Origin of the sequence: Luteibacter sp. 3190, from assembly GCF_031456385.1 — a bacterium.
Lineage (GTDB): Bacteria > Pseudomonadota > Gammaproteobacteria > Xanthomonadales > Rhodanobacteraceae > Luteibacter.
Map to the genome: position 1 here is coordinate 493,663 of NZ_JAVDUO010000002.1, position 19,799 is coordinate 513,461.

Genomic DNA, 19,799 nt, shown 5'->3' on the forward strand with positions numbered 1-19,799 from the left:
GGACAATCGTCACGTGTCAGGAGTTGTGGTACGGACCGCCATGTCGCCTACCCGACGATACTGAATCGCCGCGCCACCGTTACCGGACGTCATGAGGGCAACTCGGTGCAGCGTCTGAATCGCCCATGGCTGGCATTGAACAGAGGACGAGCCGCCGGTGACCGTCCAGCCGGAGGGGATCGGAGTGTTGCTGCAGACAGCGAGGCCCTCGGACGCCTGCGCGATCGTTGAAATTCCGTAGCCCCCGCATTGACTTGTCGTAATTCCGTTACCCGTGATGACCCAAGGGTCCCAGATGACGCTCGGCGAGCATATCGCGATATTGTTCGTAGGCAGGCGCAAGGTCATTCCGCCCTGAAAGCCAGCGCAAACTGAACTGACCGTATTTATCCCAGTGATTACGTATGGCGCTGGGTACCCCGACCCGAAGCAAGCCTGAATGCCATTGCTTGCTGGACTGATAGTCCAGCGATAAGTGGCTATGCCAGGGCAGGCTGAATTCACGTCAGATGCGGTGACTACGTATCCAGCAGGTAGGCCCTGATTGCTGCAAATCGTAAGAGCAGCAGCATCCGCAATGTTTTCGCTTGCGCTCGCTACAGAAGCGGATAGAGGTGTGCACATGCACACAAAACACATAGCAAAGAACAAACCCCATCGATTCAGCGTCATACCAAGATCCTCATGGTTGCGATGTCCGTTACCACTCCTTCCTTAGGAGCGAATTTACGCTACGCCGCAAGCTTTCGAGGATCAGAGACGGTGTTCGCAGTTTTTCGCAAACTCCTAGCGATGGAATATCCGGACCAGGACCCATAGGAAAATGAAGAAGCGCCCAGGCTTCCGCCAGGGCGCTTCTCTGATCAACGACGTCTACTGCAGAGTGTCGCTCAAAATACGCGGCGTGACGAAAATCAGAAGTTCCGCCTTATCGTTGCCGCGGCTGGTTCGGCGGAACAGCACACCGAGGCCGGGGATGTCGCCGAGACCCGGGACCTTGTTCGTGGTGTTGGTCTTCGTGATCTCATAGATCCCGCCAAGCACAACCGTCTGGCCATTGTCGACGAGCACCGAGGTATTGATTTCCCGGGTGTCGATCTGCGGAACCGCGCCGCCGCCCGGGCTCGGTACCAACTGCGCGAGGGCGTCCTTCTTCACGTTGATCTTCAGGTAGACGCGGCTGTCGGCGGTGATCGTCGGGGTCACGCGCAGTTCGAGCACGGCGTCCTTGAACTGGACCGTCGCGTTCTGCGCACCGCCGCCGGAATTGGATGCCTGGTAGGTCACGTAACCGATCTGCGTACCCTGCTTGATCACGGCTTCCTGCTGGTTCGCCGTGATGACGCGCGGACTGGAGATCACTTCGCTACGGCCCTCGGTCTGCGCCGCCGACAGTTCGAGGTCGACGAGGTAGTTCGCACCGAGGATCGCGAGGCCGATGCTGCCGGCGGGGTTGGAGACCGGCAGGTTGACGTTGTAACCGCCCGGCAGCGTGTACGGGTCGCGGGTCGGCAGGTCGCCCGTCTGTCCGTTCGCGTTGTACTGGTTGACGGCGTTGGCGAAGTTCACGTCGCTGTTGCGGACGCTCGTCACGAGGCCGCCCGTGCCGCCCGCCGTGGTGCCGCTGCCACCGCTGGTCAGATCGGGCGACGTGCCCACGATCTGGTTCGCGTTGTTGTGATAGAAGCCCTGCGCGCCCCAACGAACGCCGAGCTGGCGTGTGAACTGGTCGGTCGCCACGACGATCCGCGACTCGATGAGCACCTGCTGGACCGGACGGTCCAGCGTACCGATCAGTTCGCGCAGGTCGCGGATCTTGTCCGGCGTGTCGTTGATCAGAAGCGTGTTCGTGCGGTCGTCGAAGGAGACGCTGCCACGCGCCGACAGGAAGCCACGCGTGGTGCTGCCGCCAGCGCTGCTGCCGCCGCCCTGCATGCTGCCCGATGTCAGCAGCTTGGCGATGTCTTCCGCCTTGCCGTAGCTGATCGGGATGTAATCGGAGATGAGCTCAGCCGAGTCCTCCGCCTTCTGGCGCGCGTCGGCGAGGCTCTGCTCGTAGGCAGCCAGCTCGTTCTGCGGCGCGATCCAGACGACGTTGCCGCTGCGGCGCTTGTCGAGGCCCTTGGCGCGCAGAATCACGTCCAGCGCCTGATCCCACGGCGTGTTGACGAGGCGCAGGGTCACGCTGCCACCGACGCTGTCGGAGGCGACCAGGTTCAGCTTGGCCTCGTCGGCGATGAGCTGCAGGGCGGACCGGACCGGAATGTCCTGGAAATTGAACGTCAGTCGCGAACCGGAATAGGTCGGTTCCTGACCCTTGGCGGCCTTGCCGACCGGCGTCACCACCTTCTTCGGCGCGACTTCGATCGCGTATTCCGTGCCGTTCTGGTAGGCGGACACCTCGACTTCACCGCGCGTGCGGATGTCGAGACGCGCGCCGCCGGGACGGGAGCTCGGCTCGATCGCCTGGACCGGCGTCGCGAAATCCAGCACGTCGAGGCGCTTGGAAAGGTTCGGCGGCAGCGAGGCCCCCGGCAGGCTGACCACGACGCGATCGCCTTCGCGATGCATCTCCGGGGTCGACGCGGCGTTGCCGAGCGTCACGAGCACGCGGCCCTCACCATTCTGGCCGCGGCGGAAGTCGATGTTCGACAGCGGCGTGCCCGCGCTGGAGGGCAATGCCTTGGTCGGATCGGAGACCACGGCGGTCGTCGTCGTGGCGGCCGACGGCCCGTTGTTGACGGTGACGACCAGATTCTTGCCGCTGACGCTGGTCTTGTAGGCGGAGTCACGGAAGAGCTCCACCGTGACGCGCGTGCGGCCACCGGCGGAAACGACGGACACCCCGGACGTGGCGCCCTTGTTGATGTCGATGTGGCGCGTGCTGTACGCGTTGGTCGTATCGGCGAGATCGATCGCGATGCGCGGCGGGTTGCTGGTCGTGAACACCTTCGGATCCGGCGCCCGCTCGGAGAACGCGAGCGTCAGCTGCACCCGGCCGCCCGGCTGCGCGTCGTAGGTCACGTTCTGCAGCGCGTTGGCGGCCGATGCGGTGCCGGCGAAGGCACCGGTCACGGCCAGCGCGGCGCCGAGGATCCAGCGGCGCGACCGATGGCGCGCGCTACCCGGCAGATGATTGGATTTGGTCGTCATGTGCGTCATCCCCGAGTTCTTATTTTTCACCGACCGCGATGCTTGCGGGACGCTCCATCCAGCCGCCGCTGCCGTTCGGCACCAGCTCGACCAGATCGATGCGATCCTCCCCGACGGCAGTGATACGGCCGTAGGCCTGCCCCATGTACTCATTACGGTGGACGCGATGGATCACCCCACCGGGATCCTTCACGAGCGCCTCCAGGCTGGAACCAGCACCAACCGTGCCAACCATCTTCAGGCTGTCGAGCGTGAACATCTCGAGCGGCTCCTTGGGGCGGTTCTCGTCGGGGCGCGGACCCGTCGACGCGCTCGTGTCCATTTCAGCCGTGCTGGGGCTGAAAGGATCGCGCGCACCCTGGTCCTGGTAGGCGAACGTTTCGAACGTGCGGATCACGGGCAGAGGCGGAATCGGCTCGCCCTTCTTGTGCTTCTCGGCATCGACCCACTCGCGCAGGTCCGACATGCCCCGGGTGCAGCCGGCCAGCGCCAGCGCACCGAACAGCGCAACGACGACCGGCTTCAGGATGGCATGCTTGCGCGTCATCACTTAGCCCCCTTGGCCGGCTTGACTGGCTTGGCGGTTTCGTCGTCCTCGAGGTAGCGATAGGTCTTGACCGTGCCCTGGAGCACGAGCTGGCCCGTACCGCCGCCCTTGGCATCCTTCGCTTCCTTCGGCTTCAGGGATACGTCGTGCAGCGTCAGGATGACGACGCGGGGCAACGAGGCCACGCCGCTGATGAACGTCCCGAACTGGTGGTACGTACCTACCATGCGCAACGTGATCGGCTTCTCCGCGTAGAAGTCCTTTGGCGTCTCCGGACCGGGCTGGAAAAGTTCGGTTTCGATGCCGGACGCGAGCGCCGTCTGCGAGATGTCGATGAGCAGCTCGGGCATTTCGGTGCGGCTGGGCAGCTGGCGCAGGAGCGTGCGCAGCATGTCCTGCATGTCGGCGAGCTGTTGCTCGAGCGCCTCCAGGTTGGCCGCCTTGGCCTGCTTCTGGGAGAACTGGCCCTTGAGCTGCTCTTCCTGCCTCTCGGCGCTCTCGAGATCGTCCTGCTGGCTGCTGATCTGGAAGTACCAGCCGCCCAGCAGCACGACCACGAACACGAGCCCCGTGAAGAAGGTCTTGATCGGCCTGGGCCAGCCGCCGACGTTGTGGCGATCGAGGTTGCGCAGATCGTCGAGGAACTTCATGGCTTGGCTCCCGTCGGAGCCGACGCGGGCGCTGGCGTGGCCGCCCCGGCTGGTTGGGCCGCAGGCACCGTGGCACCGGGAGCCGGGGACGCGGGCTGACCGGTCGCCGCCTGAGCGGCCTGCGCCAGGGGGGCCGGAACGGCGGCGGGCGCCGCCGGAGCCGCGCTGGTCGACGAGCCCGCGGGCGCGGCGCCATCGGCCTCGCCCGGCTTGTTCAGGCGAACGTCGAGCCCGAAGCTATACGGCATGCGCGAGGCATCGTGTGTGTTTTCCGTCTTGCGCAGGTCGGCATGCCCCATCCACGGGGACGCCTCGATGTTGCGCATGTACTCGGCGACGCTGGAGTTCGATTGCGACACGCCGTCCAGCGACATCGAGTCGCCCGACTGCTTCATGCCGGAGAGCCGCGCGCTGGCGGGAATCGTCTTCACCATTTCGTCGAACAGGTGGACCATCTGGGAGCGATTCGCCTGGAGCTGCTCGATGATCTGCTTGCGCTGGAGCAGGTCGGAGCGGACCTTCTCGAGGTCCTTGATCTTCGTGATGCGGTCGTCCAGCTGCTTGATCTCGGCCTGGAGGTACGCGTTGCGCTCCCCCTGGTTCTCGATGCGCGCGTCCATCCAGAACGACCACGCGATCAACGCGACGAGCGCCGCGGCGAACGCGACGCCCAGCTGGATGTAGAACTCCCTTTCCCTTTGCTTGCGGCGCTCCGCGCGCCAGGGGAGCAGGTTTATGCGTGCCATCAGTCGAAGCTCCTCATGGCCAGGCCGACGGCGATCATCAACGCGGGGGCGTCCTGGGCCAGGGTCTGCGCCTGGACGCGGCTGGAAAGCGCCATGCGCGCCAGCGGGTTGGCGACGACGCAAGGCACGCCCAGCTGCTGCTCGAGCAGTTCGGTGATGCCTTCGATGGCGGCGCAGCCGCCGGCGAGTACGACCTGGTCGACGCGGCTGTACTCGCTGCCCGCGAAGAAGAACTGCAGCAGGCGGCTGACCTGCTGGACGAGCGATTCCTTGAACGGCTCGAGGGCCTCGGACTCGTACGACTCCGGCAGGCCGCCCTTGCGCTTGGCGCGGCCAGCTTCCTCGTAGGAGAGCCCGTAGCGACGCATGATCTCGTCGGTCAGCTGCTTGCCGCCGAAGACCTGCTCGCGGGAATAGATGGTGCGCTGGTTCTTCAGGACCGCCAGCGTGGTCATGGTCGCGCCGATGTCCACCACGGCGACCAGGGCGTCGCGCGAGACCGCGAGCTGGTCGGCGACCATGCCGAAGGCGTTCTCCATGGCGAACGCCTCGACGTCGATGACCCGGGCGGTGAGACCGCCCAGGTCGAGCGCGGCGATGCGCATGTCCACGTTCTCCGTCCGCGACGCGGCGAGGAGCACGTTGTTCATCTCGGGATTGTCGCGAACGGGGCCCAGCACCTCGAAGTCGAGGCTCACTTCCTCGATCGGGTACGGAATGTACTGGTTGGCCTCGACCTGGATCTGGCCTTCGAGGTCGTCTTCCGAGAGGTCGGCCGACATGGGGATGATGCGGGTGATCACGGCCGAGCCGGCCACGGCGGCCGCGGCGTGCCGGATCTTGGCCCCCGACCGGGCCAGAGCGCGCCGGATGGCCTCGCCCACGGCCTCGACCTCGACGATGTTCTTTTCCACCACCGCGTTGGGCGGCAAGGGTTCGACAGCGTAATGTTCGACGCGATAGCGTCCGCCGGCTTGGCTGAGTTGAAGCAGCTTTACCGCGGTCGAGCTTATGTCGACACCGATCAACGGCGCCGCTTTGGGTGTAAAGAGCCCCACGTTGTCCCCCTTCCCCGCGCCTTGTCGGAATTTGGTCTTCGGCGCGAGGGCATTAAATCTAAAACTTAACGGATTAGCAACGGGCCGCTGGGCCGCTTACCGGCACTAATTCACAAATCGAGTCACCGGCTTAGCGAACCCCCTTCACACCGGGTCGAAAGATCGCGCGGGCCGCCCCCGACCCGGTCAGGCTCTATACTCGCGCTCGACCACACGGCGGTGAGCCCCACTTTTCCATGCGAATCCTCAAGCGTCTGCTGCGCTATGCGCTGTACCTGGCACTGGCCGGCATCCTGTTCGTGGCGGGCGCCATCGGCGTGGCCTACTGGCTCCTGGCCCCGCGCCTGCCCTCGGTGGCGGTGCTCCGCGACTACCACATGCAGGTGCCGCTGCGCGTCCTCAGCTCGGACGGCCGCCTGATCGCCTCGTTCGGCGAGACCCGACGCATCCCGGTCCGGATCGCCGACGTGCCGGCGCGGCTGAAGAACGCCGTCCTTTCCGCCGAAGATGCGGACTTCTACAGCCACCCCGGCGTCGACTGGCACGGCATCGCGCGCGCCGGCATCCACGTCGTCCTCTCGGGCGGCGACAAGGGCCCCGGCGGCTCGACGATCACCCAGCAGGTGGCCCGCAACTTCTTCCTCAGCCCGGAGAAGCTCTACTCCCGCAAGCTGACGGAGATGTTCATCGCCCTGCGCATGGAAAACGAGCTGACGAAGGACCAGATCCTCGAGCTCTACATCAACAAGATGTTCCTCGGCCACCGCTCGTACGGCCTCGCGGCCGCCGCGGCCTACTACTACGGCAAGAACCTCGACCAGCTCACGGTGGCCGAGAGCGCCGCGCTGGCGTCCACCTTCCAGCTCCCCTCGGTGGTCAACCCACTGAACAACGGCAAGCGCCTCATCGCGCGCCGCAACTGGGTGCTGGGCCAGATGCTGGCCAACCGGTTCATCACCAAGGCCGAGTACGACGAAGCGATCGACGAGCCGAACGACGCCTTCCCGCACGAACAGCAGATCGAGGTCGACGCCCCCTACCTCGCTGAGATGGTCCGCCAGCAAGTCCTGGAGAAGCTCGGCAACGACGCGCTGACCGAGGGCTACATCGTCCACACCACGGTGCCCAGCGACGGCCAGGCCGCCGCGAACGAGGCGCTGCGCAACCGGCTGTCGGCCTACGACCGCCGGCACGGCTACCGCGGACCCGAAGGTCACGAGGAACTTTCGGCCCAGGCCGGACCCGAAGACTACGACCGCGTTCTCGCGGGCTACACGAGCGTCGCGGGCATGATTCCCGGCATCGTCACGGAAACCGGCGCGAAGGAGGCCAAGGTGTACCTCTCGCCCAAGGAGACGGTCACGCTGAGCCTGGCATCGATGGCCTGGGCACGTCCCTACGTCAACGAAGGCCGGGCGGGCGCCGCGCCGACGCGCGCCGACGCCGTGCTCAAGCGCGGCGACGTGGTTCGTCTGTTCCACGCCGTGAAGGACGACGTCAACGAGGATGCCGCCACCGAGGAAGGCAAGCCGGCCGCGTCCGAGCCGGCCCAGCTGGAATGGCGCCTGACGCAGATTCCGGCGGTGCAGGCCGCGCTGGTGTCGCTCGATCCCGAGGACGGCGCCGTGCGCGCGCTCGTCGGCGGTTTCAGCTTCACGCGGTCGAAGTTCAACCGCGCCGTGATGGCGGCGCGCCAGCCGGGCTCGAGCTTCAAGCCCTACCTGTATTCCGCCGCCTTCGAGCGCGGTTTCACGCCGGCCTCGATCGTCAATGACGCCCCCGTCGCCTTCCCTGACCCGTCGCGCCCGGACGGCATGTGGACGCCGGCCAACGACGACAACAAGTTCAGCGGCCCGATGCGCCTGCGCGAAGCGCTGGTGCAGTCGAAGAACCTGGTCTCCGTCCGCCTGCTCGACGCCATGGGCCTGCGCTTCGCACGCGAATACATGACGCGCTTCGGCTTCACGCCGGACGCGCTGCCGCAGAACCTTTCCCTGGCGTTGGGCACGGCGTCGGTCTCGCCGATGAGCATGGCGCGGGGTTACGCGGTGTTCGCCAACGGCGGCTACCTGGTCACGCCCTACTTCATCTCGCGGATCGACGATCGCGACGGCAACCCGGTCTACGTCGCGAACCCCGAACGCGCCTGCGCCGAATGCCAGGAGCGCCTGCTCAATCCCACGCCGCCGGGCCCGCCCACGCAGGCCTCCACGGCGCTGATCCCGGCCCGCGCGGCGACGGCCGGCACCGCGGGCGGCGGCACCGGCGACGCGGTGCTGCCGGCGGACGCGCACGCCAACGCCTCGGAGGCGCCGAAGCTCGCGCCCCACGTGATCGACGTGCGCAACGATTACCTCGTCACCTCGCTGATGCAGGACGTGATCAAGCGCGGCACCGGTTCCGCCGCGAAGGCGCTGGGGCGCGACGACCTGGCCGGCAAGACCGGCTCCACGAACGATCACCGCGACGCGTGGTTCGTCGGGTTCAACGGCGACATCTCGTCGGCGGTGTGGGTCGGCTTCGACGACTTCAGCTCGCTGGGCCGCGGCGAATTCGGCGCCAAGGCGGCGTTGCCGATCTGGATGGACTACATGGGCGCGGTCCTCAAGGACAAGCCCTCGCACACGCTCGCCATGCCGCCCGGCATCGCGACGGTGCAGGTCGATCCGGGTTCGGGCCTGCCGTCGAGCGGCGGCATGAACGAAATCATGAAGGTCGAGGACGTCGATCGTCTTCGCGAACAGGCGACGCAGAAGCAGCAGGAGGAACAGCAGGAACACGCCTACGACATCTTCTGACGCGCGCCGCGCGAGCGTGCGCGCGCCTGGTACACGAACACTTCAACGGGGGTGAGTCATGGCACGAGGCGAACACCACAGGATCCATGCCCAGGACCGGACGCAGCGCAACCGCGTCCTCGTCGCCCAGGAGGCGGCGCGCCTGATGAGCGAGCATGGCATCCGTGACTTCCACCACGCGAAACTCAAGGCCGCCGAGCGGCTCGGCATCGTCGACACCCAGGCGCTGCCCCGGAACAACGAGATCGAGGATGCGTTGCGCGAGCACCAGCGCATCTTCCAGGCCGACACGCAGCCGCAGGCGTTGCGGGCTCGCCGCGAGGCCGCCGTCGAAGCCATGCGCTTCATGCGCGCGTTCGATGCGCGCCTGGTCGGCGCCGTGCTCGAAGGCACGGCGGACGAACATTCGGCGGTCTGCCTGCACGTTTTCAGCGACGATCCGGAGGCCCCCGGGCTGTTCCTGCGCGAGCAGGGCATTCCGCTCGAGACCCAGAGCCGACGGCTGCGCTGGTCGAACCCGGGCGCGGATCAGGTCGATTACCCGGTGCTGCTGTTCGGCGCGGACGGCATTCCCTTCGACATCACGGTGCTGCCCGTCGACGCGCTGCGCCAGGCTCCGCTCGATCGCGTCGACGAAAGGCCGATGCGACGGGCGACGGCTTCGATGGTCCAGCAGCTGCTGGCGGAAGAGGACATCGCGGCGTTCGACGCGTCGAGTTGAAGGCGATGTGGGTGGCTCCGCCGTAGGAGCGCGCCCTGCGCGCGACGCCGTTGGGGCCGTGATCACACGACCTGTGACCCATTCGCAAAAAGCTGTCGCGCGCAGGGCGCGCTCCTACCGGTCCCGCGAGAACAAAAAAACCCCGCTTTCGCGGGGTTTTTCTTTCTTAGCGCTTGTCGTTCGGGACGTAATCGCGAACGTCGGCGCCCGTGTAGATCTGGCGCGGACGGCCGATGCGCGATCCCGGGGTCTCGTGCTGCTCGATCCAGTGCGAGATCCAGCCCGACGTGCGCGCGATGGCGAACATGACGGTGAACATCTCGGTCGGGATGCCCAGGGCCTTGTAGATGATGCCCGAGTAGAAGTCGACGTTCGGGTAGAGCTTGCGCTCCACGAAGTAATCGTCCTTCAGCGCGGCCTCTTCCAGCTTCATCGCGACGTCGAGCAGCGGATCGTTGACGCCGAGCTCGTTGAGCACCTTGTGGCACATCTCGCGGATGATCTTGGCGCGCGGATCGAAGTTCTTGTACACGCGATGGCCGAAGCCCATCAGGCGGAAGGAATCGTTCTTGTCCTTCGCGCGCTTGACCGCCGTCTCGACCTTGTCGGCCGTGCCGATTTCCTCGAGCTGGAGCAGCACGGCTTCGTTCGCGCCGCCGTGGGCCGGGCCCCAGAGCGCCGTGATGCCGGCGGCGACCGAGGCGTACGGGTTCGCGCCCGTCGAGCCGACGAGGCGGACCGTGGAGGTCGACGCGTTCTGCTCGTGGTCGGCGTGCAGGATGAACAGCAGGTCGAGCGCCTTGGCGACCACCGGGTTCAGCTCGAGCGGCTCGCTCGGCACTTCGAACATGGTGTGCAGGAAGCGGGTGACGTACTCGAGGTTGTTGCGCGGATAGCGGGTCGGCCAGCCGATCGAATGGCGGTAGATGGCGGCGGAGATCGTCGGCATCTTCGCGATCAGGCGAATGGCGGCGAGCTTGCGGTCGTCCGCGTTATCGACGTCGAGGTCGTCGTGGTAGAAGGCCGACAGCGACGCAATCGACGCGGCCAGCATGGCCATCGGATGCGCGTTGTGGTGGAAGCCCTTGAGGAAGTCCTTGAGGTTCTCGTGCATCATCGAGTGATGCGTGATCTCGCTCTCGAACTTTGCGAACTCGGCCTTCGACGGCAGTTCGCCGTTGAGGAGCAGGTAGGAGGTTTCGAGGAAGGTGGACTTCTCGGCCAGCTGCTCGATCGGGTAGCCGCGGTACAGGAGGACGCCCTTGTCGCCGTCGATGTACGTGATCGCGCTCTTGGTGCTGGCGGTGCTGCCGTAGCCCGGATCGTAGGTGAAGTAACCGGTGTCCTTGTACAGCGTGCCGATGTCGACGCACTCGGCGCCGAGCGTGCCGCCGATGACCGGCAGTTCGCTCACGGGCTTGTTGGATTCATCGACCAATTTGACGGTTTTGGCGTCGGACACGGCGAGCTCCTCTTGTTCTGTTGCCGCCGCCCGCGGGCGGGATCGGCGTACCGATGGTGGAAAACGACACCGTGGGGGAGGCGCCGTACCGGTCACGACGTGCGACCGAAGTTCCCCATTATCGCACACAGCCCATTCAAACGTCCGTTAGACGAACGTGCAGATCGCAGACGCAAAAAGACACGGGGCAAGCCGTGGGCCTGCCCCGTGTCTTCGATCCTCGCGAAACGCCACCCCGCGAGCGGCGCGCGGAATTCGCGGTATTACTTCTTGCCGTAGCGCTGACGGAACTTGTCGACGCGGCCGCCGACGTCCAGCGTCTTCTGCTTGCCGGTGTAGAACGGGTGCGAGTGGCTGGTGATATCGAGCTTGATCACCGGGTACTCGTTGCCGTCTTCCCACTTGACGGTCTCCTTGCTGGACATCGTCGAGCGCGTCAGGAACGCGAAATCCGACGACAGGTCCTGGAAGACGACCGGCTGGTAATTCGGGTGGATGTTCTCTTTCATGGCTTGAACCTGAGAAATAGCGGGGTGAAAAGAGCGGCATTGTAACCAGCGCCCGGCCGGGGCGCAACCTGCCCCAGGGCCCGCTCAGGCCCCCAGGGCGCCCGCGATCAGCTCGCCGAAGCGGGCCTGGTCGACCTCGAGCACGATGCGGGCGTTCGGCCGGCCGCCCAGGCGCCGCTGCCAGTCGACGACGGTCGCGCCGCGGGTCAGGCGGCCATCCAGTTCGATCGCCACATGGCGGGTCTCGGCGCGCACGATCATGCCGGGGTCGATCGCCACGGCCATGGCCAGGGCGTCGGCGGCGATGAAGCCGGTGCGCTCGTGCTCGGCGTTGAAGCGGCGGGCGGTGCCGAAGATCTTCTCGAAGAACGTCGCCCTGGCGTCGCCCGAGGCCACCCAGCCTTCGTAGACGTCGTCCGGGAACGCATGGCGCACCGTCGCCTCCCAGTCCACGAGGTCGAACATCGGGAACGCCTCGAACACGACGTGCGCGGCCTCGGGGTCGAAGCCGATGTTGAACTCGGCGGGGATCTTGCCGGTGTTGCCGTGACCCGTGACCGCGCCGCCCATGATGACGAGGCGCTTGACGCGCTCCGGCAGCGACGGGTCGAGGCGCACGGCCAGCGCGAGGTTCGTCAGCGGGCCGAGCGCCACGAGCGTGAGCTCGCCCGGACGCTCGCGGGTCAGCCGCAGGAGCGCCAGCGCGGCGTGTTCGGCCTGCGCCGGATGGGCCGGCTCGTCGAAGCCCACGTCACCAAACCCGTCGGCACCGTGGACGAAAGCGGCATCCTCGTCCGGATCGCGCACCAGCGGCGATGGGCAGCCCGGGAACACCGGGGTGGTGGCGCCGATGAGCTCCACCAGCGTCCGCGCGTTGCGCACCGTATGTCCGAGTCCCACGTTGCCGGCGGCGACGGTCAGGGCGGACACGTCCGCATGCTCGTGCGCCATGAGGATGGCGAGGGCGTCGTCCACGCCGGGGTCGGTGTCGATCAGCAACGGGGTACGGGTCATCGGTATCGCATCCATGAGCGGCCGCACAGCATAGCGCCGCGCGGACGCTCAGGCACCCTGCGCCGCGGCCTCGTCGCGTCGGTCGAAATCGAAGCCCAGCGCGGCCGCCACCTGGCGCACCGACGCGCACAGCGCCTCCAGTTCCGGCGTGCGCGCCGCGATGCGCGAGCGCAGGTCGAGCGTGCAGGTCAGTCCCATCTGCAACAGATCGGCGTGGGCGACGTGCAGCGTATCGGCCTGCGCCTCGGTCAGCAGCCCCACGTCGCGCAGCACGTCGATCAGGGCGCTGCTCGCGGGCGTGTCGAGGATCGACGGATGCGTGGCCGCGTGCGCGAGCACCATGCCCTGCAGCACGAACTCGATGTCGATCAGCGCACCGGGCCCCTGCTTGAGGTCGATGCGCGACGCGTCCGATCGATCGCGCTCCGCGCGCCAGCGGGCACGCATGGTGCCCACCTCGTCGTACACCCGCGCGACGTCGCGCGGCGTCCCCAGGATGTCGCGCCGGATGGCCATGAGCATGTCGCCCAGCTTCGGGTCGCCGGCCACGGGGCGCGCGCGCAGCAACGCCTGGTGCTCCCACGTCCAGGCGCGGTCGCGCTGATAGGCCTCGAACGCGTCGACGCTCGCGACCAGCAGCCCCTTCGAACCGTCGGGCCGCAGCCGCGTGTCGACGTCGTAGAGCTTGCCGGCATGCGTCTGCACGCTGAGCCAGTGCATGACGCGCTGGGCCAGCCGCTGGTACCAGCGCGTGCCGTCGACCGACCGCGGGCCATCGCTCATCGCGTTGGCGCGCCGGCCGTCGTAGACGAACACGAGATCGAGGTCCGAGGCGAAGCCCAGCTCCTCGCCACCCAGACTGCCGTAGCCGAGCACCGCGAAGCCGCTGCCCTCGCCCGGCAGGCGTCCGTGCTGGGCGGTGAGCTCGCGCGTGGCGAGCGCCAGGATCGCCGCGACCACGGCTTCCGCCAGGCCGCCGAGGCGCCGCGCGGTGGCCGTGGCGTCGGCGCGACCGTCGTTGAACGCGAGGCCGAGCCGGAACGCGATGCTCGAGCGGAATTCGTTGATGCGCTCGAGTTCGCGCTCGGCGTCGCGCTCGTCCAGAGCGCCGAGCGTGCGGGCGATCTCCGCGGCGATGTCCGCGCGCTTCAGCGGCAGCTTGTCGATGCGCGGGTCGAGCACGTCGTCGAGCAGCAGGGGCTGCGCGATGACGCGTTCCGCGAGGAACGCGCTGTCCGCGAACACGGTCGCCACGCGGCGCCGCGCGTTGGGCTGTTCGTCGAGCAGCGCCAGGTACGACGAGCGGCGCGCCACCGCCTGCACGAGGCGCAGCATGCGCAGCAGGCTCGCCGTGGGCGACACGCTGCCGCGCGCGGCGTCGATCAGCTGCGGCATCAGGCGTTCGAGGCGTTCGGCCGAGCGCGCCGACATCGACCGCACGGCGGCGGCCTGCGGCAGCCTGACCATCTCGGCGGCGACGTCGGCACCCGGCACGAAGCCCGACGCCTCCATCGCGGCCGCGGTCAGGGATTCGTCGCGCGCTGCCGCCCACAAGGCGATGTCGGCGACCGGCGCCGTGGCGGTGCCGCCGGCCTCCGGCACGAGGACCGCGGCGAATTCCGCGGACACCGCGCCGCGATGCCGGGCCAGTTCCACCGCCAGCTCGTCCCAGCTCGCGTAACCGAGTCCAAGCGCCAGCCGCTCGCGCGACAGCGCGTCGTCGGGGATGTCGTGCGTCTGCGCGTCGCGCAGCATCTGCACGCGGTTCTCGAGCCGCCGAAGGAAGACGTAGGCCGCCCGCAGCAACTTCGCACGGGCGGCGGGAATGTAGCCGCGTGCCTCGCAGGCCTTGAGGGCCGGGAGCAGGCCGCGCACGCGAAGCGATGGATCGCGCCCGCCACGGATCATCTGTATGAGCTGCACCACGAATTCGATCTCGCGGATGCCGCCCGGGCCGAGCTTGAGATTTCCCGCAAGGTCCTTGCGTGCGACTTCGGCGTCGATCAGCGCCTTCATCTCGCGCAGTCCTGCGAACGCGGTGTAATCGAGGTAGCGCCGGTAGACGAACGGCCGCAGCATGTCCTGCAGCTCGCGCCCGGTCAGCCGATCGCCCGCGACGGGACGCGCCTTGATCCACGCGTAGCGTTCCCAGTCGCGGCCCTCGCGCTGGTAGTACTGCTCCATCGCGCTGAACGGCAGCGCGAGGCGCCCCGCCTGACCGAACGGGCGCAGCCGCAGGTCGACCCGCGCGCAGATGCCGTCCACGGTGGGCTCCGCGAGCAGGCGCACCAGCTGTCGCGCTTCGCGGACGAAGTACTCCGCGTTGTCGAGCGGCCGCGCGCCGTCGGTCTCGCCGCCGTGTGCATAGGCGAGGACGAGATCGATGTCGGACGAGAAGTTGAGCTCGTTGCCGCCGAGCTTGCCGAATCCCAGCACGACCATCCGCTGCGCCACGCCCGCGCCGTCGCGCGGCTGTCCGTAACGTGCGTGCAGCGCGCTCTCCGACCAGCGCAGCGCCGCCTCGAGGAGCGTCTCGTAGAGCACGCTGGTCGACGACAGGGTTTCATCGATGTCGTCCAGCCCGTTGACGTCGCGGAACACGATGCGCAGGGCCTCGGCGTGCCGGAACCGGCGCAGCGTCGCCATGCAGAGGCCCTCATCCGCCGACAGGTCGAGCGTGGCGCCGCGCGTGCCCGCGTCCGCGCTCGCCCGCAGCCGCTCGAGGCCGGCGGGTCCCAGAAGTTCCGGCTGTCGCCGCAGCACGTCGAACGCGAAGTCGGAGGCGAGCAAGGTGCGTCGCACCCGCTCGGCGACGCCGGCATCGTCATGCAATGGAATGCGCGCAGCGCGGCATGCGGCCATCACATCCGCGTAACGGGTGTCGATCAGTGCGCGTAGTTCTGTGCTCTCGCGCTGAGCAGGCGTCGTGGCATTCATCAGGCGGTCATTGTGCACTACCCGCGACGGACGGCGCTGCGACGCCTTGCGCGAGCTTTCCGACGCGTGGGGGCGCGATTCTTCGCCGCTTCGTCATATGACAGTCTGACAACCGATTCATGTCCGCTGCGTTACAGTCCACGTCCCTTGCGACAGGGGCCGAGCAGAGGACGTTATGACTTTCGATTCATCGCGTTGGCGCGACGTGACGACCCGGGCGGCGCTGATCGCCTGCCTCGCCGTGGCGTTCGTCCTCTACACCGGCTTCCTCGACGGCAACCCCGGCGTTTCCAGCATGGCGTGGGCGGAACGCCCGTGGCACCTGTTCGCCAACGCGCTCCCCGGACTTCTTCTCGCCTCGCTGCTGCTCGTGCTGACACGCCGCGCATGGCTGTCCTTCGGCGTGGCGTTCATGCTGCAGGGCGCGGTGCTCGCGGTGAGCGCGATCAAGATGAAGAATCTCGGTTCGCCGCTGTTGCCTGCCGATTTCCGGATGATCGAGCAGCTGAAGAACGGCGGGCTGCACCTGCTCGGTGGCTACCTCCCATCCGATCCCCTGCCCTACCTCGCGATCCTCGCCACCATCGCGCTGATCGTCGCGCTCGCGCGCTACGAGCCGCCCCTGTTCGCCCGCCGCACGCACGGTCGCCGCCTCGTGACGGGCCTCGCCGTCGCGGGCCTCTTCGGCACCCTGCTCGCGGGCGTGCCGGCGTGGACGGCGATGTACGGAAAGGACCGCCTGGGCATGCAGCCCTGGTCCGCGGCGAGCAACGCCGACCTCAATGGCGTCGTCACCAACATCATGCAGTTCCGGCTCATGGGCGCCGGCAAGGCCCGCAAACCCGACGCCGCCGAAGCGACGCGGTTCATCGCCGACGCCGACGGCGACCTGCGTGCGCATATGGCGTCCGCCGCCACGAACGCGCGACAGACTCCCGACATCGTCGTGGTGCAGAGCGAATCGTTCTTCGATCCGGCGATCGTCAAGGGTCTCGACGATCAGGTGTTCGCCCCGAATCTCCATCGCCTCGCCAAGGAGGGGAGTGCCGGCCGACTGCACGTGCCGACGTACGGCGGCGGCACCATCCGTACCGAGTTCGAGGTGCTCACCGGACTCTCGCTCCGTTACTTCCCGACGATGCAGTTCCCGTACCTGCAGATGCACGCGGGCGTCGTGCCGGGCATGGTTCGCACGCTGCGCTCGCACGGTTACGAGACGATCGCCGTGCACGGCAACGACGCCGCGTTCTGGAACCGCACGACCGCCTTCCGGACGCTGGGCTTCGACCGCTTCGTTTCCCAGCCCGACTTCCCGAAGGGCTTCCGCCGGGACGGCGAATACATGGCGGACAGCGCGATGACCGACGAGATCATGGCGCAGCTGAAGGACTCGGGCCCGCCGCGGCTCGTCTTCGCGATCAGCATGGAAGCGCACGGCCCTTACGACAAGTCGATCAACATCGACGAAAAGGAGCGCGACGCGATCGACGTACCCGACAGGCTCAGCGCCAGCGCGAAGCTCCAGGTCCGCAATTACATCTACCACATGCGCCATGCCGACGCGGAACTGGGCCGTCTCGCGGAGCTGCTGAAGCAACGTGAGCGGCCGACGCTGCTGCTGTTCTACGGCGATCACCTTCCCGCACTCACCGAGGCGTTCGATACGCTCGGCTTCGTCGACGGCGGCGACATGCTGACCCAGACGGTGCCCTACCTCCTGATCGATGCGCATGCCGACGGTCCGGCGCCGACGCACGGCGATCTCGCCTCGTGGATGCTGCCGGGCCGACTGCTCGAGCAGGCCGGCGTGCACGACGACGCCTATTTCGCGCTGACGCAGGTGATGGCGCCCCGGCTCGCCACGCTGACCAACTCGCTCGGCGAGCAACCCGCCATCGAAGACCCGATGCTGAAGTACGCGGACATCTCGATGGGGAACATCGCGATGCTGCGCATGAAGCGGAAGCTGGATCCGCTCGTGGCGCAGTACATGACGGTCGGCGCGAGCACCGTCGCGCATCAGCCCGGCGACGAGGAAGCGCAGGCCGCCGCGGGCGCCGAGAACTGATCGACGTTGCCGCCCGTACAAAAAAAGGGCCTCGCTTGCGCGAGGCCCTTTTCGTTGAAGCGACTGCGTCGGGAAGCGGGACTTAGAAGTCCATGCCGCCCATGCCACCCATGCCGCCCGGGGCGCCATGGCCGTGGCCTTCGTCCTTCTTCGGCAGCTCGCTCACGGCCGCTTCGGTCGTGATGATCGAACCGGCCACCGAGGCGGCGAACTGCAGGGCCGAACGCGTGACCTTGGTCGGGTCCAGGATGCCGAACTCGATCATGTCGCCGAACTCGCCATTGGCGGCGTTGTAACCGAAGTTACCCGAGCCGTCCTTGACCTTGTTGACGATGACCGAAGCTTCGTCGCCGGCGTTCGTGACGATGGCGCGCAGCGGAGCTTCCAGCGTGCGACGGGTGATCGCGATGCCGAGGTCCTGGTCCGTGTTCTTGCCCTTGAGGCCTTCCAGAGCCTTGAGCGCACGGATCAGGGCGACGCCGCCGCCCGGGACCACGCCTTCCTCGACGGCCGCACGCGTGGCGTGCAGGGCGTCTTCGACGCGGGCCTTCTTTTCCTTCATCTCGACTTCCGTCGCGGCACCGACCTTGATCACGGCCACGCCACCGGCGAGCTTGGCGACGCGCTCCTGCAGCTTCTCGCGGTCGTAGTCGGACGAGGTCTCTTCGATCTGCGCCTTGATCTGACCGATGCGCGACTGGATGCGCTCGGCTTCGCCGGCACCGTCGATGATCGTGGTGTTTTCCTTGGTGATCACGACGCGCTTGGCGCGGCCCAGATCGTTGATCGTGGCCTTGTCGAGCTGCAGGCCCACTTCCTCGGAGATGACCACGCCGTTGGTGAGGATGGCGATGTCTTCCAGGATGGCCTTGCGACGATCGCCGAAGCCCGGCGCCTTGACGGCGGCGACCTTGACGATGCCACGGATCGTGTTGACGACGAGGGTCGCCAGGGCTTCGCCCTCGACTTCCTCGGCGACGATCAGCAGCGGCTTGGCGGCCTTGGCGACGGCCTCGAGCACCGGCAGGAGCTCACGGACGTTCGAGATCTTCTTGTCGTGGATGAGGATGAACGGGTCGTCCAGCTCGACCTGCTGCGACTGCTGGTTGTTGATGAAGTACGGCGAGAGGTAGCCGCGGTCGAACTGCATGCCTTCGACGACGTCGAGTTCGTTCTCGAGGCCCGAGCCTTCCTCGACCGTGATCACGCCTTCCTTGCCGACCTTGCCCATCGCGGTCGCGATGATGTCGCCGATGTTCGAATCGGAGTTGGCGGAGATCGTACCGACCTGCGCGATGGCCTTGTCGTCGGCCGTCGGCTTGGACAGGCTCTTCAGCTCGGCGACGGCGGCCGTGACGGCCTGGTCGATACCGCGCTTGAGGTCCATCGGGTTGATGCCGGCGGCGACGGCCTTGAGGCCTTCCTGGATGAACGCCTGGGCGAGGACGGTGGCCGTCGTGGTGCCGTCACCGGCCACGTCGGAGGTCTTCGAGGCGGCTTCCTTCACGATCTGGGCGCCGATGTTCTCGTACTTGTCGGCGAGTTCGATTTCCTTCGCGACCGAGACGCCGTCCTTGGTGACGGTCGGGGCGCCGAAGCTCTTCTCGAGCACGACGTTGCGGCCCTTCGGGCCGAGGGTGACCTTGACGGCATTGGCGAGGGTGTTGACACCCTTCAGCATGCGAGCGCGGACGTCTTCGCCGAAGCGGACTTCTTTAGCAGCCATAAAAATTCTTGCCTCGAAAATTCTTGAATAAGGATGAAAGGGCTATGGAGTCTTGCGACTCGCCATCCGAAGACGCTGAGGAATCAGCCTTCGAGAATCGCCACGATGTCGTCTTCCTTCAGGAAGACCAGCTCTTCGCCGTCGACCTTGATCTCCTGGCCGGCGTACTTGCCGAACAGGACCACGTCGCCTTCCTTCACACCCATCGGGCGCAGCTGGCCGCTGGCGAGCAGCAGACCGGTGCCGGCGGCGATGACCTTGCCGCGGGTCGGCTTCTCGGTCGCGCTGTCGGGGATGACGATGCCACCGGCCGAGACGCGCTCTTCTTCGAGACGCTTGACGATGACGCGATCGTGCAACGGGCGCAGTTTGCTCATGACTTCTCCAAGCATGTGTTTGACGGATAAGGA

The 19,799-nt window shown here is 67.0% G+C and carries 14 protein-coding genes; 3 read left to right on the forward strand and 11 right to left on the reverse strand.

What is annotated here, in order from left to right; all coding sequences use genetic code 11:
- Positions 1-873: 873 nt before the first annotated feature.
- Genes pilQ through J2X58_RS12110 form a run of 5 tightly spaced genes read right to left on the reverse strand, consistent with a single transcriptional unit; the run spans position 874 to position 6,154 of the window.
- Entirely contained in the window at positions 874-3,153 is a 2,280-nt protein-coding gene (gene pilQ / locus J2X58_RS12090; protein WP_310048468.1) for a type IV pilus secretin PilQ, read from the reverse strand.
- Positions 3,154-3,172: 19 nt separating this feature from the next.
- Positions 3,173-3,700, reverse strand: coding sequence for a pilus assembly protein PilP (locus tag J2X58_RS12095; RefSeq protein WP_310048470.1), 528 nt, complete (start codon positions 3,698-3,700; stop codon positions 3,173-3,175).
- Positions 3,700-4,350, reverse strand: a complete 651-nt coding sequence (gene pilO, locus J2X58_RS12100) for a type 4a pilus biogenesis protein PilO (protein ID WP_310048472.1) — start codon at positions 4,348-4,350, stop codon at positions 3,700-3,702. The genes J2X58_RS12095 and pilO overlap by 1 nt, the downstream gene beginning before the upstream one ends.
- Positions 4,347-5,096 carry a PilN domain-containing protein gene (locus J2X58_RS12105; RefSeq protein WP_310048475.1) on the reverse strand — a complete coding sequence of 250 codons (750 nt, stop codon included), beginning with the start codon at positions 5,094-5,096 and terminating at the stop codon, positions 4,347-4,349. The genes pilO and J2X58_RS12105 overlap by 4 nt, the downstream gene beginning before the upstream one ends.
- Entirely contained in the window at positions 5,096-6,154 is a 1,059-nt protein-coding gene (locus J2X58_RS12110; RefSeq protein ID WP_310048477.1) for a pilus assembly protein PilM, read from the reverse strand. The genes J2X58_RS12105 and J2X58_RS12110 overlap by 1 nt, the downstream gene beginning before the upstream one ends.
- A gap of 236 nt (positions 6,155-6,390) precedes the next feature.
- Between J2X58_RS12110 and J2X58_RS12115 the strand changes: the two genes are divergently transcribed.
- A complete protein-coding gene (locus J2X58_RS12115) occupies positions 6,391-8,952 on the forward strand; it encodes a penicillin-binding protein 1A (RefSeq protein WP_310048479.1) in 2,562 nt (853 codons plus the stop codon).
- A gap of 58 nt (positions 8,953-9,010) precedes the next feature.
- Positions 9,011-9,673: a hypothetical protein gene (locus tag J2X58_RS12120; RefSeq protein WP_310048481.1), complete on the forward strand. Its 663-nt coding sequence runs from the start codon at positions 9,011-9,013 to the stop codon at positions 9,671-9,673.
- Positions 9,674-9,839: 166 nt separating this feature from the next.
- On the opposite strand, the gene J2X58_RS12125 is transcribed toward J2X58_RS12120, so the two are convergent.
- The 4 genes from J2X58_RS12125 to glnE form a co-directional block, all read right to left on the reverse strand.
- Positions 9,840-11,135: a citrate synthase gene (locus J2X58_RS12125; RefSeq protein ID WP_310048483.1), complete on the reverse strand. Its 1,296-nt coding sequence runs from the start codon at positions 11,133-11,135 to the stop codon at positions 9,840-9,842.
- 263 nt (positions 11,136-11,398) lie between these two features.
- Complete coding sequence (locus J2X58_RS12130; RefSeq protein ID WP_090056306.1) at positions 11,399-11,644, reverse strand: type B 50S ribosomal protein L31; 246 nt, start codon at positions 11,642-11,644, stop codon at positions 11,399-11,401.
- An 84-nt stretch (positions 11,645-11,728) separates the two neighbouring features.
- Positions 11,729-12,658 carry a nucleoside hydrolase gene (locus J2X58_RS12135; protein ID WP_310048484.1) on the reverse strand — a complete coding sequence of 310 codons (930 nt, stop codon included), beginning with the start codon at positions 12,656-12,658 and terminating at the stop codon, positions 11,729-11,731.
- Between the two features lie 48 nt (positions 12,659-12,706).
- The gene (glnE, locus tag J2X58_RS12140; protein WP_310048486.1) at positions 12,707-15,595 is read right to left on the reverse strand and encodes a bifunctional [glutamate--ammonia ligase]-adenylyl-L-tyrosine phosphorylase/[glutamate--ammonia-ligase] adenylyltransferase; all 2,889 of its coding nucleotides are present in this window, start codon (positions 15,593-15,595) and stop codon (positions 12,707-12,709) included.
- 175 nt (positions 15,596-15,770) lie between these two features.
- Between glnE and J2X58_RS12145 the strand changes: the two genes are divergently transcribed.
- Positions 15,771-17,663, forward strand: coding sequence for an LTA synthase family protein (locus tag J2X58_RS12145; protein WP_310048487.1), 1,893 nt, complete (start codon positions 15,771-15,773; stop codon positions 17,661-17,663).
- A gap of 82 nt (positions 17,664-17,745) precedes the next feature.
- On the opposite strand, the gene groL is transcribed toward J2X58_RS12145, so the two are convergent.
- Together groL and J2X58_RS12155 are read right to left on the reverse strand one after the other, a co-directional pair.
- Positions 17,746-19,389, reverse strand: coding sequence for a chaperonin GroEL (gene groL, locus J2X58_RS12150; protein ID WP_090056300.1), 1,644 nt, complete (start codon positions 19,387-19,389; stop codon positions 17,746-17,748).
- Positions 19,390-19,472: 83 nt separating this feature from the next.
- Entirely contained in the window at positions 19,473-19,766 is a 294-nt protein-coding gene (locus J2X58_RS12155) for a co-chaperone GroES (RefSeq protein WP_029213271.1), read from the reverse strand.
- Positions 19,767-19,799: the final 33 nt, after the last annotated feature.

Excerpts from the sequence above, each read along its gene's own strand:
- glnE (WP_310048486.1), bottom strand. The coding sequence starts at position 15,595 with ATGAATGCCACGACGCCTGCTCAGCGCGAGAGCACAGAACTACGCGCA.
- J2X58_RS12130 (WP_090056306.1), bottom strand. The coding sequence starts at position 11,644 with ATGAAAGAGAACATCCACCCGAATTACCAGCCGGTCGTCTTCCAGGAC.
- J2X58_RS12145 (WP_310048487.1), top strand. The coding sequence starts at position 15,771 with ATGACTTTCGATTCATCGCGTTGGCGCGACGTGACGACCCGGGCGGCG.
- J2X58_RS12115 (WP_310048479.1), top strand. The coding sequence starts at position 6,391 with ATGCGAATCCTCAAGCGTCTGCTGCGCTATGCGCTGTACCTGGCACTG.
- J2X58_RS12135 (WP_310048484.1), bottom strand. The coding sequence starts at position 12,658 with ATGACCCGTACCCCGTTGCTGATCGACACCGACCCCGGCGTGGACGAC.
- J2X58_RS12120 (WP_310048481.1), top strand. The coding sequence starts at position 9,011 with ATGGCACGAGGCGAACACCACAGGATCCATGCCCAGGACCGGACGCAG.
- J2X58_RS12105 (WP_310048475.1), bottom strand. The coding sequence starts at position 5,096 with ATGGCACGCATAAACCTGCTCCCCTGGCGCGCGGAGCGCCGCAAGCAA.
- pilQ (WP_310048468.1), bottom strand. The coding sequence starts at position 3,153 with ATGACGACCAAATCCAATCATCTGCCGGGTAGCGCGCGCCATCGGTCG.
- J2X58_RS12095 (WP_310048470.1), bottom strand. The coding sequence starts at position 3,700 with ATGACGCGCAAGCATGCCATCCTGAAGCCGGTCGTCGTTGCGCTGTTC.
- pilO (WP_310048472.1), bottom strand. The coding sequence starts at position 4,350 with ATGAAGTTCCTCGACGATCTGCGCAACCTCGATCGCCACAACGTCGGC.
- J2X58_RS12155 (WP_029213271.1), bottom strand. The coding sequence starts at position 19,766 with ATGAGCAAACTGCGCCCGTTGCACGATCGCGTCATCGTCAAGCGTCTC.
- groL (WP_090056300.1), bottom strand. The coding sequence starts at position 19,389 with ATGGCTGCTAAAGAAGTCCGCTTCGGCGAAGACGTCCGCGCTCGCATG.